General features: G+C 68.3%; 20 protein-coding genes. 2 read left to right on the forward strand and 18 right to left on the reverse strand.

All coding sequences use genetic code 11. From position 1 onward, the window contains the following. Window positions 1-2 precede the first annotated feature (2 nt). Window positions 3-1,073 carry a hypothetical protein gene (locus ACLARN_RS30090; protein WP_409494846.1) on the reverse strand — a complete coding sequence of 357 codons (1,071 nt, stop codon included), beginning with the start codon at window positions 1,071-1,073 and terminating at the stop codon, window positions 3-5. A 264-nt stretch (window positions 1,074-1,337) separates the two neighbouring features. On the opposite strand from ACLARN_RS30090, the gene ACLARN_RS30095 reads away from it, so the two are divergent. Then, a complete protein-coding gene (locus ACLARN_RS30095; protein WP_409494847.1) occupies window positions 1,338-1,721 on the forward strand; it encodes an ArsR/SmtB family transcription factor in 384 nt (127 codons plus the stop codon). 2 nt (window positions 1,722-1,723) lie between these two features. Further along, complete coding sequence (locus ACLARN_RS30100; RefSeq protein WP_409494848.1) at window positions 1,724-2,137, forward strand: Fur family transcriptional regulator; 414 nt, start codon at window positions 1,724-1,726, stop codon at window positions 2,135-2,137. Between the two features lie 194 nt (window positions 2,138-2,331). On the opposite strand, the gene ACLARN_RS30105 is transcribed toward ACLARN_RS30100, so the two are convergent. The 17 genes from ACLARN_RS30105 to ACLARN_RS30185 all read right to left on the reverse strand — a co-directional run bounded on the left by ACLARN_RS30105 (window position 2,332) and on the right by ACLARN_RS30185 (window position 14,555). Next, window positions 2,332-3,057: a TIGR03943 family putative permease subunit gene (locus ACLARN_RS30105; RefSeq protein WP_409494849.1), complete on the reverse strand. Its 726-nt coding sequence runs from the start codon at window positions 3,055-3,057 to the stop codon at window positions 2,332-2,334. Further along, on the reverse strand, window positions 3,054-4,070 hold the full coding sequence (locus ACLARN_RS30110; protein ID WP_409494850.1) for a permease: 1,017 nt from the start codon (window positions 4,068-4,070) through the stop codon (window positions 3,054-3,056). The genes ACLARN_RS30105 and ACLARN_RS30110 overlap by 4 nt, the downstream gene beginning before the upstream one ends. Window positions 4,071-4,107: 37 nt before the next feature. Beyond that, window positions 4,108-4,530: a hypothetical protein gene (locus tag ACLARN_RS30115; protein ID WP_409494851.1), complete on the reverse strand. Its 423-nt coding sequence runs from the start codon at window positions 4,528-4,530 to the stop codon at window positions 4,108-4,110. Then, window positions 4,527-5,348 carry an isoprenyl transferase gene (locus ACLARN_RS30120; protein WP_409494852.1) on the reverse strand — a complete coding sequence of 274 codons (822 nt, stop codon included), beginning with the start codon at window positions 5,346-5,348 and terminating at the stop codon, window positions 4,527-4,529. Before ACLARN_RS30120 ends, ACLARN_RS30115 begins: the two co-directional genes overlap by 4 nt. Before the next feature lie 39 nt (window positions 5,349-5,387). Then, the gene (gene recO / locus ACLARN_RS30125; protein WP_409494853.1) at window positions 5,388-6,149 is read right to left on the reverse strand and encodes a DNA repair protein RecO; all 762 of its coding nucleotides are present in this window, start codon (window positions 6,147-6,149) and stop codon (window positions 5,388-5,390) included. A gap of 49 nt (window positions 6,150-6,198) precedes the next feature. Further along, window positions 6,199-6,636, reverse strand: coding sequence for a CD225/dispanin family protein (locus tag ACLARN_RS30130; protein ID WP_409494854.1), 438 nt, complete (start codon window positions 6,634-6,636; stop codon window positions 6,199-6,201). Between the two features lie 29 nt (window positions 6,637-6,665). Continuing rightward, the gene (locus ACLARN_RS30135; protein WP_409494855.1) at window positions 6,666-7,169 is read right to left on the reverse strand and encodes a CD225/dispanin family protein; all 504 of its coding nucleotides are present in this window, start codon (window positions 7,167-7,169) and stop codon (window positions 6,666-6,668) included. 54 nt (window positions 7,170-7,223) lie between these two features. After that, window positions 7,224-8,408, reverse strand: a complete 1,185-nt coding sequence (locus tag ACLARN_RS30140) for an RDD family protein (RefSeq protein WP_409494856.1) — start codon at window positions 8,406-8,408, stop codon at window positions 7,224-7,226. A gap of 146 nt (window positions 8,409-8,554) precedes the next feature. Further along, window positions 8,555-9,007 (reverse strand): DUF2752 domain-containing protein, encoded by a 453-nt coding sequence (locus ACLARN_RS30145; protein ID WP_409494857.1) that lies wholly within the window; start codon window positions 9,005-9,007, stop codon window positions 8,555-8,557. Beyond that, window positions 9,004-9,354 (reverse strand): CD225/dispanin family protein, encoded by a 351-nt coding sequence (locus ACLARN_RS30150; RefSeq protein ID WP_007034859.1) that lies wholly within the window; start codon window positions 9,352-9,354, stop codon window positions 9,004-9,006. The genes ACLARN_RS30145 and ACLARN_RS30150 overlap by 4 nt, the downstream gene beginning before the upstream one ends. 25 nt (window positions 9,355-9,379) lie before the next feature. Then, window positions 9,380-9,715 (reverse strand): CD225/dispanin family protein, encoded by a 336-nt coding sequence (locus ACLARN_RS30155; RefSeq protein WP_409494858.1) that lies wholly within the window; start codon window positions 9,713-9,715, stop codon window positions 9,380-9,382. A gap of 165 nt (window positions 9,716-9,880) precedes the next feature. Then, entirely contained in the window at window positions 9,881-10,780 is a 900-nt protein-coding gene (gene era, locus ACLARN_RS30160; protein WP_409494859.1) for a GTPase Era, read from the reverse strand. Continuing rightward, window positions 10,780-11,106 carry a cytidine deaminase gene (locus tag ACLARN_RS30165; protein ID WP_409494860.1) on the reverse strand — a complete coding sequence of 109 codons (327 nt, stop codon included), beginning with the start codon at window positions 11,104-11,106 and terminating at the stop codon, window positions 10,780-10,782. The genes era and ACLARN_RS30165 overlap by 1 nt, the downstream gene beginning before the upstream one ends. Continuing rightward, window positions 11,099-12,451 (reverse strand): hemolysin family protein, encoded by a 1,353-nt coding sequence (locus ACLARN_RS30170; RefSeq protein WP_409494861.1) that lies wholly within the window; start codon window positions 12,449-12,451, stop codon window positions 11,099-11,101. The genes ACLARN_RS30165 and ACLARN_RS30170 overlap by 8 nt, the downstream gene beginning before the upstream one ends. A 2-nt stretch (window positions 12,452-12,453) precedes the next feature. Then, window positions 12,454-13,008: an rRNA maturation RNase YbeY gene (gene ybeY, locus ACLARN_RS30175; RefSeq protein ID WP_076166333.1), complete on the reverse strand. Its 555-nt coding sequence runs from the start codon at window positions 13,006-13,008 to the stop codon at window positions 12,454-12,456. Then, a complete protein-coding gene (locus ACLARN_RS30180) occupies window positions 13,005-14,090 on the reverse strand; it encodes a PhoH family protein (protein ID WP_409494862.1) in 1,086 nt (361 codons plus the stop codon). Before ACLARN_RS30180 ends, ybeY begins: the two co-directional genes overlap by 4 nt. Before the next feature lie 114 nt (window positions 14,091-14,204). Further along, complete coding sequence (locus ACLARN_RS30185) at window positions 14,205-14,555, reverse strand: histidine triad nucleotide-binding protein (RefSeq protein ID WP_409494863.1); 351 nt, start codon at window positions 14,553-14,555, stop codon at window positions 14,205-14,207. Window positions 14,556-14,977: the final 422 nt, after the last annotated feature.

The following is a 14,977-nucleotide window of genomic DNA, read 5'->3' on the forward strand; positions in this document are numbered from 1 at the left end:
CGCTACTTCTCCCGCACCGGAACGGGCTTGCGACGGCGGTAGAGCAGCATGGCCGCGGCGCCGATCACGATGCCGCCGCCCAGCAGTCCGAGCCCGACCACGGTCCGCGTCGAGTCGGCGGCCTGCGGCGGGATACCGCCCGCGGGCACCGTCCCCGGCACCGACGGCTGCTCGGGCGCCGCGCCCGGTCCCGTGCCGCCGGCGGGCTTCGCCACGAAGTTCCTCGGGATCGCGCAGCTCACGCCGCCGAGCACGATCGACGTGCGGGCCTCGCGCAGGTCCTTGCCCGCCGCGTCACGCACGTGCGTGACGATGTCCAGTTTCCAGCCCGCCGCCTTGGTCACGTCACCGCTGCGCCAGCCGTCCTGTCGGATGAGCTGGTCGAAGGCGGTCACGCGGGACACGGTCAGGTCGGAGGTGGTCTTGTCCTTGCTGACGTTCTCGTTCTGGACGATCGACGGCGGGCCGAGCTTGAGCCCCTTGACGTCGACGCCCGAAGCGCCGGACGGTTTCAGCGCACCGGTTTCGTCCCGCACCCAGATCTTGGCCACGCTCGTCGACGACGTCGCCTTGCTCGGCGAGGAGCAGTCGACGGCACTCTTCGCGCCTTCGAGCACCAGCACGGTGTTGTCGGCGGGCTTCGCGCCGCCGTGCCCGTTGTCGATCAGGGCGTAGTTGCTCTCCGCGACCGCTGTCGGGACCGTGGTCTGCTGCAGCGCGGCGAGCACGTTGTGGTCGCGGCTGGCGATGCCTGCCGGGTACGGGCTCTGCGCCCCGTAGCGACCCAGGTTGATGTCCCATTTCTTGCCGAAGGTGGTCCGCTCGCCATCGTCGCGGGGGACGACGGTGCGATCCGGGGAGAGTTTCGACTGGCCGGGCGTCAGCGGCGAACGCTGGGTCTCGGTGATCAGCGACCCCGGGTTCCCGATGCGCACCGACGCCACGTTCGCGAACGACACGGGGCCGGTCTTCTCGTCGACGGCCTGCGTCGTCTGCGCCGAGGCGAGCCCCGGAACCGACGCCAAAGCGAAGGCCGCCGTCGCGGCGGCCAGCTTCGTCACGAAACGAGTCATGTCTCCCCACTGCCTCTCCGGGCCCTCCGAGCGCGGTCGTCAGCGTACGAGAAGCGACGAAACGCTCCGCGACAACCTTGCACCGTTAGCGACCACATGCGAAGTGGAATGGTCATTTCTTTGCGAAGCCACCCGAATGGAGCAGTAACGGCGCCGCCGACCGGTCGCCCGGTCGGCGAACAGACCACCGGGGACGGGGAACACTAAGATGGGCTGGACTGTTACTGGCAATGACTTCGGAAATCATGATTGATGGAGGCGGCGATGGCTACGGTGACCCCGGACTCGGCCGCCCCGGGCTTCACGGAGGACCCCGGACCGCATTCGGCGGCCCGTCCCCCCGCCGAACCCGCCACGTCGGCCTCGGCCGCCGCGCTCGCGGACGCCGGCGACCTGCTCAGGGCGCTCGCCGCGCCGGTGCGGATCGCCATCGTCCTGCAGTTGCGTAACGCGGACCGGTGCGTGCACGAACTGGTGGACACCCTCGATGTCGCGCAGCCGCTGATCAGCCAGCACCTGCGGGTACTGAAGACGGCGGGTGTCGTACAGGGTGAGCGACGCGGCCGTGAGGTGGTGTACCGGCTGGTCGACGATCACCTTGCGCATATCGTGGTGGACGCCGTAGCCCACGTTCAGGAGGGGAAGTGAGCATGAGTCCCACGACGGCCAACAGTTCCGCGCCGGTGCCGGGACGCCGGTCGACGAAACAGCGGGCCGCCGTCGTCGACCTGCTCAAGGAGATCGACGACTTCCGTTCCGCCCAGGAACTGCACGACGAGCTGCGCAAACGCGGTGACGGCATCGGGCTCACCACGGTGTACCGGACGTTGCAGTCGCTGTCGGAGGCGGGCGAGATCGACGTCCTGCGCACCGATACCGGCGAGGCCATCTACCGGCGCTGCTCGTCGCACCACCACCATCACCTGGTGTGCCGTCTCTGCGGCAGCACCGTCGAGGTGGAGGGACCGGCCGTCGAGCGCTGGGCCGAGAAGATCGCTTCGGAGCACGGCTTCTCCGACATCAGCCACACCGTGGAGATCGTCGGGACCTGCTCGAACCACTGACATCCGGTTTCTCGCGTGAAGGCCCCCTTCCCTCGGCTGAGCCGAGGGAAGGGGGCCTTCACGCGAACCGGCGTCGGCGTCCGCTGGCGGAACTTCGGTCACGTGGCCGCGGGCTCGAACCACTGATCAGTCGTGTTATGAACGGGACTTTCATTGCAAATTTTGCAATGAAAGTCCCGTTCATCTCATCCGGCTCAGTACTCGTAAGGGTCCTTCGGCGCCGGCACCTGCCGCACCGAGGCCAGCGTCAAGTCCGGCATGTAGCTGTTCTCCCGCACCGCCGTCCCCGGCACGACCGTCCCGGTCACCTCCAGCCAGGTGTCGTCGCCGAAGCCCGACGCGCCCTCGCCCACCAGCCGCACGGTGATCGGGAAGGCGTCGGCGGCACAGCAGCCGATGACCATCCTGGCCAGCATCGTGTTGCCCTCGTTGTGCACGACGAACCCGGACAGCCGCACCGTCCGCCCGTTCAGGGTCCCGCTCTTGTCCCAGCCCGCGCGGCTGACGAAGTCGTTGACCTCCAGCGGCACCACGTCCCCGGCCGGCAGGGGCGGGAAGGCGGCCGCGTTGCTCGCCGAGGCGCTTTGCGGCGCTCTGGCCTCGGTCCGGGTCACCGAGTCGGCGCCGAGCGCGGGCGGCGCGACCAGGAAGACGGCCAGTACCGGCAGCATCAGCAGCCACGCCGAACGTGTGTTGTGGTCGTGCGCGTGGACGTCGCCCGAGACAGCGGCGGCGGCCCGCGCGGCCAGCAGGTCGCGGACGATCGCGACCGCGCCCAGCGCGACCATCACCGCGCCGCCCGCGATGATCCACGGCTGCTGCGCGGGTTTGACGTAGCGCAGGTAGTCACCGTTGATCGTGATCTTGAGCAGTGCCCCGCCGAGCAGGATCAGAAGGATGTTCTGGGTCTCGCGTTTCACGCCCCACCTCCGAGGATGAGCACGCCCGAGACGACGGCGCAGGACAGCGCGACGACGAACGTCACCGGCGCGAACCGCAGCGCGAAGGATTTGCCGAAGGTGCCGGTCTGCAAGGCGAACAGCTTGACGTCGATGGCCGGGCCGACCACGAGGAACACCAGTTTCGGCAGCAGCGGCATCGCGGTCAGCGACGCGGCGACGAAGGCGTCGGCCTCACTGCACAGCGCCAGCACGACGGCGAGCACGGCCATCACCAGTACCCCGAGCACGATCTGCTCCCCCAGCACACCGAACCATTTGGCGGGCACCAGCACGTTCATCGCGGCGGCGATCATCGCACCGAGCACGAGGAACCCACCTGCCTCGACCAGGTCCCCGCGCGCCGTCTCGGCGAAAGTCCTCCAGCGTGAACCGTGCTGGACTTCGGGCAGCCGCCGCCGTGCGCGCTCCGCGATCCAGTCGAGCTTGCCCCACTTCGCCCACAGCCAGCCCATCACCATCGCGGTGGCGAGCGAACCGGCGAACCGGGCGAACACCATCTCCGGGTTCCCGGGGAACGCCACCGCCGTGGCGACCAGCACCACCGGGTTCACCGCGGGCGCGGCGAGCAGGAACGTCAGCGCGGCCGCGGGTGCGACACCCTGGCCGATCAGCCGTCGCGCCACCGGTACCGAAGCACATTCACAGCCCGGCAGGGCGACACCGGCCAGCCCCGCGACGCCGACGGCCGCGCCGGCTCGGCGAGGGAGGACCTTTTCCAGCACCCGCGCGGGGACGAACGCCGCGATCGCGCCGCTGATCAGCACCCCGAGCACCAGGAACGGGAGGGCCTGCACGCAGACTGCGACGAACACCGTCGAGCCGGTCCGCAGCGCGGGCACGTCGAACACCTGCTGGAGCCAGGTCTGCCCGAGGATCGCGATCAGCAGGATCGCACAGAGCACCTCGATCGAGGTGATCTTGAACCGCCGGGCCGGCTTCTTCTCCGGGGCGCTCCTGGAAATGGTTTCCATGCGCGGAATGATGCCAGGTGACCCTGTGTGGAGGAGGTCAGTCCCCGGGGACTGGGCCCAGCAGATCGCTTCGCAGCTGCGAAGCGGTCGACACGACCAGCATGAGCAGCGTCCCGAGCGGCGAAGCGTCCATGCCCTCGGCCGGGAACGCGTACCTCAGCGTGATGTCGATGCCCTTCTCCGAGCGCACCACGCCGAGCGTCCCGAACAGCCCCTGCCCGGCGCGTTCCGCCGCCGAAGCCGCGATCGCCGGATCGTCCGGCAGATCCCAGGCGACGACGCAGGTCAGGCTCAGCACGGTCAGCCCTTCGGCCAGTCGGGTCGCCTGGATGACGCAGGGGACGTCGGCGTGCGAGAAGGTCAGCGCGCCGTCGTCGTCGACGTGGACTTCGAGGTAGCGCTCGAGGGCTTCCCGTGCGGACGTCAGCAAGGCCGCCGTATCCGCTGCTTCGGTGGTCATGCGGTCCCTTCGGAAGCCTTGTCGATGGCGCCGCCGAAGCGGCGGTCCCGTTTCGCGAACTCGAGGCACGCCCGCCAGAGGTGGGTGCGGTCGAAGTCCGGGAAGAGCGTGTCCTGGTAAACCATCTCGGCATAGGCCGACTGCCAGAGCAGGAAGTTCGACGTCCGCTGCTCCCCGGACGGCCGCAGGAACAGGTCCACATCCGGCATGTCGGGCTGGTACAGGTACTTCCCGATGGTCTTCTCGGTGACCTTGTCCGGGTTCAGCTTCCCGTCGGCCACGTCCTGCGCGATCCGGCGCATCGCGTCACCGAGTTCGGCACGGCCGCCGTAGTTGACGCACATGGTCATGTTCAGCGCCGTGTTGTTCTTGGTCTTCTCTTCGGCGACCTGCAGTTCCTTGATGACGCTCGCCCACAGCTTCGGGCGACGGCCAGCCCAGCGGATGCGGACGCCGATCGAGCCGAGGTAGTCGACCTGGCGGCGGATGGTGTCGCGGTTGAAGCCCATCAGGAAGCGGACCTCTTCCGGGCTCCGCTTCCAGTTCTCGGTGGAGAACGCGTACACCGACAGCCATTTGACGCCCAGTTCCACGGCACCGCTGGCGACGTCGATCATCACCGCTTCCCCGCGCTTGTGGCCCTCGATCCGGGGCAGTCCCCGCTGGTTCGCCCAGCGACCGTTGCCGTCCATCACCAGCGCCACATGCTTCGGGAGGAGTTCCTTGGGGATCTCCGGCGGCCGGGCACCGGACGGATGCGGCTCCGGCGCGCGAAGTTCGAATTGTGACGCCTTGTTCTCGCGTCCCCTGCGCAGCACCTTCGAGCCTCCTGATCGAGTGAACCTGTGCCTGCGACCCTACTGCGCCGGAGTGACGCCCTCCCGCGCACGCCTCTCGACCAGCGGCAGCGACCGCAACTGACGCTCCAGATGCCACTGGAGATGCGCCGCGACCAGGCCGGACGCGTCCCGCCTCGGCACCGGCTGCGACGCTTCGGCCACCGGCCACTCCCCGTGCAGGAGCGCCGCGAGCAGGGTCAGCACCTCATGGGAGGGGTGGACACAGCCGGGAACCCGGCAATCCGGGCACATCGAGCCGCCCGCCGACACGCTGAACGCCTTGTGCGGCCCCGGCAGACCGCACCGGGCGCATTCGGTGATCGCGGGCGCCCACCCCGCGTAGGCCATGGCCCGCAGGAAGAAGGCGTCGAGGATGAGGGAACTGTCGCGTTCACCGCCGGCCAGCGCGCGCAGGGCCCCGACGACGAGCATGTAGAGTTTGAGCACCGGCTCGCCCTCTTCGGCGGACAACCGGTCCGCCGTCTCGGCGATGGCGCTCGCGGCGGTGTAGCGCTGGTAGTCGGCCACCAGCGGCAACGCGAAGGCATCGACCGTCTCGACCTGGGTGATCACGTCGAGGGACCGGCCGGTGTAGAACTGGACGTCGACGTGCCCGAATGGCTCCAGGCGTGCCCCGAAGCGCGACGACGTCCGACGCACGCCTTTCGCGACCGCACGGACCTTGCCGTGCCGCCGCGTGAGCAGGGTGATGATCCGGTCGGCCTCACCCAGTTTGTGCGTCCGCAACACCACTCCGGTGTCGCGATAAAGGTTCACCACCCCGACATCGTCCCACCTGGGACCGACATCGGGGTGGTGCGCCCTGGAATCAGCAGTAGCTGCCGTAGCAGCTGTAGGTCGACGCGCTCGTCGCCAGGACGACGGCGAAGATGATCCACACGATCGAAAGCAGGCAGCCGACGCCACCGATGATGGTGGCGATCAGGCACATGGTCTTCGTCGACTTCGACGCGTCCATGGCCGCGGCGTAGTTGCCCTGCATCTTGTACGTGTTGACCTCGTTGGACTTCATGATCGCGAAGATCGCGAGAATCCAGAAGAGGAAGATGCAGCCGATCGCCCAGCCCTTGTAGTCCTTGATGGCGTTGATGTCGCCACCGGGGGGCATACCGCCCGGAGCGCCGTAAGGAGCGGGCTGGCCGTACGGGGCCGGCTGGCCGTAGGGAGCGGGCATGCCACCGGACGGGGGTCCGTAGCCAGGCTGCTGCTGGCCGTAGGGCTGTTGCTGGCCGTAAGGGTTGGTCATGTGAAGTGTTTCCTCGTTTGTTTTCCGGTTTAGAACGACGCAGCGACCACGATGATCCACAGCAGGGAGAACAGGCAGCCGACGCCACCGATGATCGAAGCGATCATGCACATGGTCTTCGTCGACTTCGACGCGTCCATGGCCGCGGCGTAGTTCCCCTGCATCTTGTACGTGTTGACCTCGTTGGACTTCATGATCGCGAAGATCGCGATGATCCAACAGAGGAAGATGCAGCCGATCGCCCAGCCCTTGTAGTCGGGGATCGAGTTGATGTCACCGCCACCGGGCATGCCGCCCGGAGCGCCGTAGGGCGCGGGCTGGCCATACGGCGAAGGCTGACCGTACGGCGAAGGCTGGCCGTACGGCATCGGGTTCGCCCCCGAAGGCTGACCATAAGGTGCGGGCGTGGCGCCGGACGGCTGGCCGTACGGCGCGGGCGTCGCGCCCGACGGCGGTCCGTATCCGGGCTGAGGCTGCTGGCCATAGGGCTGCTGCTGGCCGTAGCCGGGCTGCTGGCCGTACGGGTTCGTCATCGGGTTCCCCACTTTTGTCGTGCTTCCCGGCGGGTGGATCCCGCCGGTCATTCCTTACTGCTGCGGTGTTCCGGGCCCGTTCGGCCCGTCCGCGCCGGGCAGCTGCTGCCTCAGCTGTTCCGGCGTGATCTTCTGCGTCGGCTCGGCTTCGTCGAACCCGGACGGCGCCTGCTGGGGCTGCTGGCCAGGGTGGAGAACCTGTGTCGGCTCGGCCTCGCCGAAGCCCGGTTCAGTCTGGGACTCCGGGGACGGCGCCGCGGTTCCCTGCGGCTGGCCGAACGGCTGGGGCGGCTGCTGACCGAACGGCTGCGACTGCTGGGGTTGCTGAGGCGGCTGGCCGAACGGCGACTGCGGCTGCGGCGGCGCTCCGAACGGCTGCTGCGGCGGCTGCGGCTGGCCGAACGGCGAGGGCTGCGCGGGGAACCCCTGGGCCTGACCGAACGGCGCCGACGCGGGCGCGGCGGCTTCCGCCGGGACGACGACGGTGCTGAGGATCTTGTCGGCGAACGTCTGCTTCTTCTGGTCCCACAGTGGCCAGAGGTAACCGAGACCGCAGACCCAGCCGTCCAGGTTGTGGCACAGGTCCCGGACGAAGGCCATCAGCGGGCCGATCGGCTGCCCGTCGGCATCGCGGACGAGCTTGATCTTCAGGACCTTCTTGCCGAGGGACTGGCCCGTGGTCCCCATTTGGATCCACCGGTTGTAGATGGTCCAGCCGAGTCCCGCGAGGTACCCGAGACCGGCGATGATCATGCCGACGGTGTACGACCCCGTCGCGGAGATGATGGTGCCGATGATCGGGAGCACGACGATCGGCCCGAAGTCGATGAGGGTCGCGCCCGCTCGCAGACCCCAGTGGGCGTAATCCTGCTGCGGACCGAACTGGGTCGCCTGGCCGAACGGTGCCTGCTGGCCGGGCTGCTGGCCGAACGGGGAAGGCTGGCCGGGCTGCGGCTGCCCGAACGGCGACGACTGCTGCTGTTGTTGCTGACCGAACGGTGATTGCTGCTGCGCGCCGAACGGCTGCTGCGGCTGCTGCGGCTGCTGACCGAAAGGCGACTGCTGCTGGGCCGGTGGCTGCTGCCCGAAGGGCGAGGACTGCTGTTCACCAGGCGCTTGCTGGCCGAATGGCGAAGGCTGGTCACCCTGGGGAGGCGGCGGGGGCTGCTGGCCGAACGGCGAAGGCTGGTCACCCGACGGCTGCTGTCCCGGCGGCTGCTGGCCGTAGGGAGTGGTCATCGAAATCCCCTCGCTGGTTCCTCGCCCCTGCCGCACGGGCCTCGTGCGGCGACCCGGGCTGAATGTACGGCATGGGTACACGCCGAGCAGACCGGTGCGCGGGAGCGTACTCGGTACCACCGACGATCCGGGGTTCGGCCCGGCACTCAGACGTACAGCGAGGTGAACGGGGCAAAAGGCAGGTTACGGATGACGAACCAGACGACGAACACGACGCCGAACGCGAGCGGCGTCCAGCGCCAGTGCAGCCAGCTGTCGACCGCCCGGCCGCGGAGCCTGCCGACCGTCCAGGCCGCGGTGCTCCAGATCAGCAGGAGAACGACCACAAAGGACACCGCGTTGTAGTGCAGCGCGGCGGGGATGTCCCCGTGCAGCGCGCTGTAGACCATGCGCATGCCACCGCAGCCCGGGCAGGCGATGCCCAGCAGTGACTTGGTGGGACAGACCGGAAGCGGCCCGCCGGGAGTGGTGGGATCGCCAAGCCAGAGGACGACGCAGCCGAGACCGGCGCCGGCGGCGATGGCCAGGGGCGGCCCCAGCGCGCGGGCCCGTGCTTTGAACCCGCGCGCCGGGAATCCCGTGTAGACGGACGTCGTCACGGCGTGAAGCTTCCCGCCGACGCGCCGATGATGACCATCACCACGATGAAGATGATGTACAGCAGGAAGAGACCGCCGGTGGCGATCGCGCCCCACATGGACCACTTCTTCGCGTCGTCGGCGGCCTTCTGGGCTTCCGCGTGGAAACCCTGTGACCACAACGTCTGCACCTGGCTCGACTTCACGATCGCCACGATACCCAGCGGCAAGCAGCACAGCACGGTGCAGAGAATGGCCCACACCAGGTTGTTGTCCGGCGGCGGACCGTAGTTCGGCATGCCACCGTAATACGGCTGCTGCGGCGGAGGCCCGCCAGGAGGCGGGTAGTTCGGGTACTGGTCGGTCATGAAATCTCCCCCTCTATCGCCCTGATCAGCGGTAGTTGTTCATATCGGCCGAGAAGACGCCGAGGGCGACCACCAGGACGAAGTAGAGGATGCCGACCACGACGCCGACGATGGCGGCGATGATGGCCCACTTCTTGGCGGCGTCGGCCGCTTCCTGCGCGGCGGCGGGCTGGCCCTGTGCCCAGAGGGTGTTCACCTGGTTCGCTTTGACGATCGAGACGATACCGAAGGGCAGGCAGCACAGGATCGTGGTGAGGATCGCCCACACCAGGTTGTTGTTGGGCGGCGGGCCCGGGTTGTTGAAGCCGCCACCGCCCTGAGGGTCGCCGGAGTAGTTGGGCAGGCCCTGGTTGTCGGTCATTTACCGCTTTCCCTTCACGAATGAAATGTCGAACAGGACTCGGACGCGCCGCCCGATCGGCGATCACCGGAGTCGAGGAGTGAGACTCTAGGGTCACCCGTCCGGTTCCACATCATCAACCGGTCTCCGCGACCGAATCGAGACATTCCGTTCAGGCAAAAGCAGTCAGAAGCCCAGCCGTCGCAACTGACGGGGGTCGCGCTGCCACTCCTTGGCAACCTTGATGTGCAGGTCGAGGTAGACCTTCGTGCCGAGGAGCCCCTCGATCTGCTGCCGGGCGCGCGCGCCGACGTCCTTGAGGCGCTCACCCTTGTGCCCGAGGATGATGCCCTTCTGGCTCGGTCGTTCCACATAAAGGAACGCGTGCACGTCGATCATGTCGTCCCTGCCCTCGTGCGGCAGCATTTCCTCGACGGTGACGGCGATCGAGTGCGGGAGTTCGTCCCGGACACCCTCCAGCGCGGCCTCGCGGATCAGCTCGGCGACCAGGGTCTGCTCGGGCTCGTCGGTGAGTTCCCCGCCCGGATACAGCTGCGGGCCTTCCGGAAGGTGCCGCACCAGCAGGTCCGCGAGCGAACCGACCTGGAAACCGTCCACAGCGGACACCGGGATGAGATCGGTGAACTCCATGACCTCTTGCAGGGCGAGCAGCTGCTCGGCGACCTGTTCGGGTTTCACCAGATCCGTCTTGGTGACGACCCCGATCACGGGTGTGCGCTTGGCGATCTTCTTGAGTTCGGCGGCGATGAACCGGTCACCGGGACCGACCTTTTCGTTGGCGGGCACGCAAAGCCCGACGACGTCCACTTCGGACCATGTCGAGTGGACGATGTCGTTGAGCCGCTCGCCGAGCAGAGTCCTCGGCCGGTGCAGCCCCGGCGTGTCGATGATCACCAGCTGGGCGTCGTCGCGGTGGACGATGCCGCGGATGGCGTGCCGGGTGGTCTGCGGTTTGCTGGAGGTGATCGCCACCTTGCTGCCGACGAGCGCGTTCGTCAGCGTGGACTTGCCCGCGTTCGGCCGTCCGACGAAACAGGCGAAGCCCGAGCGATGCGGTTCGGCCATCAGTTCCGCACCTTGCCACTGGGATCGGCGAGATAAATGGGCGCCTTTTCGGCGATGTCGCGTACCGCGTGCACGGACGCCTCCTTGAGCAGGCCTTCGGCGGTGACCACGACGGCCGCCTCGATTCCTTCGGCCCCACTCGAAACGGCGGCGGCGACGGCGGCCTGCAACGCGGTGAGCTTGAACGACGGCTGGTCGACCGTGCCCGCCGCGTAGGTGCGGCCGTCGGTGTCGCGGAGCGCGGCGCCTTCCTCGGCCTGGGTGCGGGCTCGCGCGGACCTGGCCAGCGTCACCAGCTTCTCGTCCTCGGCGTCCAGCTCAGGCATGTTCGACACTCCTGTCACTTTCATCGGGCTGCGGGACCCGGGTACGACGCCTGCCCTGTGCCGCGTCGTTCACCGCGTCCGCGTCGGCGGGGTGGACGACCACCGAGGTGATCCGCATCCGCCCGCGCCGGTCCTTACCGCCTTCGGCGAACAGCCGAAGTCCGGCGACCTCGGCTTCGGCCCCCGGCAGCGGGACCCTACCCAGTCGCTCCGCGAGCAGCCCGCCCACGGTCTCCACGTCGTGGCCTTCGAGGTCGATCCCGAACAGTTCGCCAAGGTCGTCGATCGAAAGCCGGGACGAGACGCGGACCGCGCCACTATCGAGTTCCTCCACCTCGGGGCGTTCGTCGGTGTCGGATTCGTCGGTGATCTCGCCGACGATCTCCTCGAGGACGTCCTCGATGGTGAGCAGGCCCGCGGTGCCGCCGTACTCGTCGACCGCGATCGCCATGTGATTGTGCGACACCTGCATCTCCTTGAGCAGGTCGTCGAGCCGCTTCGAGTCCGGCACGAAGCTCGCCGGGTTCATCAGCTCCTCGACGCGCCGCTGCGGGCCGCCCTCGGCCATGTACGCGGGCATGAGGTCCTTGATGTTGACCACGCCCGCGACGTCGTCGACGGATTCGCCGATCACCGGCAGCCGGGTGAACCCGGTGCGCAGGGCCAGCGCGAGCGCCTGGCGCACGGTCTTGTCGTGCTCGATCCAGACGATCTCCGTCCGCGGCACCATGACCTCGCGCGCGACGGTGTCACCGAGTTCGAACACCGAGTGGATCATCTCGCGTTCGGATTCCTCGACGACGCCGCGTTCCTGGGCGAGGTCGACCAGTTCGCGGAGTTCGACTTCGGAGGTGAAGGGGCCTTCGCGGAAGCCACGGCCGGGGGTGATGGCGTTACCGAAGACGATCAGCAGCCTGCTGAGCGGGCCGAGTACCGAACCGAGGATGCGGACCGGGCCCGCGACGACCAGGCCGATCCGGTACGGGTGCTGGCGGCCGAGGGTGCGCGGGCCGACCCCGATGAGCACGTAACTCACCACGACCATCACGCCGGCGGCGACGACGATGGCGAGCCACAGCGGCTGGATCCAGCGGAGGATGTCGACGGTGACCAGCACGGTGGCGGTCAGTTCGCAGGTCATCCGCAGCAGCAGGATCAGGTTGATGTGGCGGCGGCGTTCGGCGATGACCAGCGCGAGCTGACGCGCGCCGGGGCGGCCGAGCCGGACGAGGCCGTCGGCACGGGCCTTGGAGACCGTGCTGACCGCCGCGTCGGCGGCCGCGAACACCCCGGCGAGCAGGATCAGCGCGATGGCGATGACCAGCAGTGCCGTCGGACTGCCCATGTCTAGGCGGGGGGTTCGTCGGCGGGCACGGTGTCGAGGCCGGCGGTGCCGAGGAGCCTGTCGTCCGCGGTGCGCTGCGCGTCGCGGCGGTTCACCGCGGCGACGGCCGCCTGGAACTCGCCGAGGATCCGCTTCTGCAGACCGAACATCTCACGTTCCTCGGCGGGTTCGGCGTGGTCGTAGCCGAGCAGGTGCAGCACCCCGTGCGTGGTGAGCAGGTGCAGCTCGTCGATCAGCGCGTGCCCGGCCGTCTTGGCCTGGTCCTTCGCGAACGCCGGGCAGAGCACGATGTCGCCGAGCAGCGCGGGTGAGGCGTCGGGCGCGTCGGGACGGCGTGACGAGTCGAGCTCGTCCATCGGGAAGGCCATCACGTCGGTGGGACCGGGCAGGTCCATCCACCGTTCGTGCAGGTCCTCCATCACCTCGAGGGTGACGAGCAGGATGGACAGCTCGGCGAGCGGGCTGACCTCCATCTTGTCGAGCGCGAACCGGGCGGCCGACACGATCGAGGTCTCGTCGACGTTCACGCCCGATTCATTGGCGATCTCGATGCTCATGAACGGCGCTGCCCTTTCCAGCCGTTGCCCTTGTCCTGGCTGTCCTGAACTGCCTGCCACTTCTCGTACGCGTCGACGATGTCGCCGACGAGCTTGTGCCGCACCACGTCCTGGCTGGTGAGCTGCGCGAAGTGCAGGTCTTCGACGCCTTCGAGGATGTCGCGGACCACCCGGAGGCCGCTCTTCTGGCCGTTGGGGAGGTCGATCTGGGTGACGTCACCGGTGACGACGATCTTGGCGCCGAACCCGAGCCGGGTGAGGAACATCTTCATTTGTTCCGGCGTCGTGTTCTGCGCCTCGTCGAGGATGATGAAGGCGTCGTTGAGGGTGCGGCCGCGCATGTACGCGAGCGGCGCGATCTCGATGGTGCCCGCCTGCATCAGCCGGGGGATCGACTCGGGCTCGACCATGTCGTGCAACGCGTCGTAGAGCGGGCGCAGGTACGGGTCGATCTTCTCGTTGAGCGTGCCCGGCAGGTACCCGAGGCGCTCGCCCGCTTCGACCGCGGGCCGGGTCAGCACGATGCGGCTGACCTGCTTCGCCTGCAATGCCTGGACGGCCTTGGCCATGGCGAGGTACGTCTTGCCGGTACCGGCGGGGCCGATGCCGAAGACGATGGTGTGCTTGTCGATGGCGTCGACGTAATGCTTCTGGTTGAGCGTCTTGGGCCGGATCGTCTTGCCGCGCCGGGAGATGATGTTCATGCTCAGCACTTCGGCCGGTGACTCGTGGTCACCGGTGGAGAGCATGCCGACGGTGCGGCGGACGGTGGCCGGGTCGACCTGCTGGCCGCGGCCCGCGAGCGTCACGAGTTCGGCGAAGACACGCTCGGCGAAGGCGACGTCGGCGGGAGCGCCGGTCAGGGTGACCTCGTTGCCGCGGACGTGGACGTCGGCGGCGAGGAGTTCTTCGGCGACGCGGAGGTTTTCGTCCCTCGAGCCGAGCAGGCTGAGCGCGGCGGCGTCGGGGATGGGGAAACGGGACTGGGCCGCTTCGGTGACGGCGGCCTCGTCGGCCTTCGTCGCGGTGACGTTCGTGGGAACGTCGGGTCGGGCGGCTTCACCCGGTACGGTTCCGGCCACGTGGCCTCGGGCCTACTTCCTGCGCTTACGCTGCGATTTTCAACGACAGTGACAAGGTCGATGCTACTGGTTGCGGATGCCGGCACGCAGTCCGGTTTCCGCAGGCCGCGCGCTTCAGCGCCCGAAATGCCCCAACTGCTCGCCACCGAGTACATGCGCGTGCACGTGAAACACCGTCTGCCCAGCGTCACCGTCGGTGTTGAACACCACCCGGTAGCCGGATTCGGCGATCCCCTCGATCTCCGCCACCTTCTTGGCCGCCAAGGCGATGTCCGCGAGCACCTGCGGATCCGCCGCGGCCACCTCGGCCACATTCCTGTACCGCTTCTTCGGCACCACGAGCACATGGACCCGCGCCTGCGGCGCTATGTCCCGAAACGCATACGTCGTCGCGTCCTCGTACACCTTTTCGGACGGGATCTCCCCCGCGATGATCCGCTCGAACAACGTCTCCGCGTCACTCATTCCCCCACCCTATCCCCCACCCCCACCGCCACCAGAGGACTACTTGCGTTAGTTCACAACACGCACTATCGCCACCAGAGGACTACTCGCGAGACGACTCACTCACCCACATCGCCACTAGAGGACTACTTGCGAGAGCCGATTCACTCACCAGCCCACGGGGCGCGCCAGCGCCCCGCAGGGCGGACCACACACCCTCACCAGGCGAGGGCCGCCAGGCCCTACGCCGTTCGCCTTCGCCTTCGCCTTCGCCTTCGCCTTCGCTTTTCTCTCACCAGGCGAGGGCCGCCAGGCCCTACGCCGATACCGAAGACCACCCGCCGCCCGAAGCTCCCTTCGGGGCTGCCAACCGCCGCCTCAGGCACCGTGGGGGGTCCGGGGGGCTCGGCCCCCCGGGCAGACACGCGGAACCGCGCCGCGGC

Origin of the sequence: Amycolatopsis sp. cmx-11-12 (assembly GCF_046269425.1) — a bacterium.
Lineage (GTDB): Bacteria > Actinomycetota > Actinomycetes > Mycobacteriales > Pseudonocardiaceae > Amycolatopsis.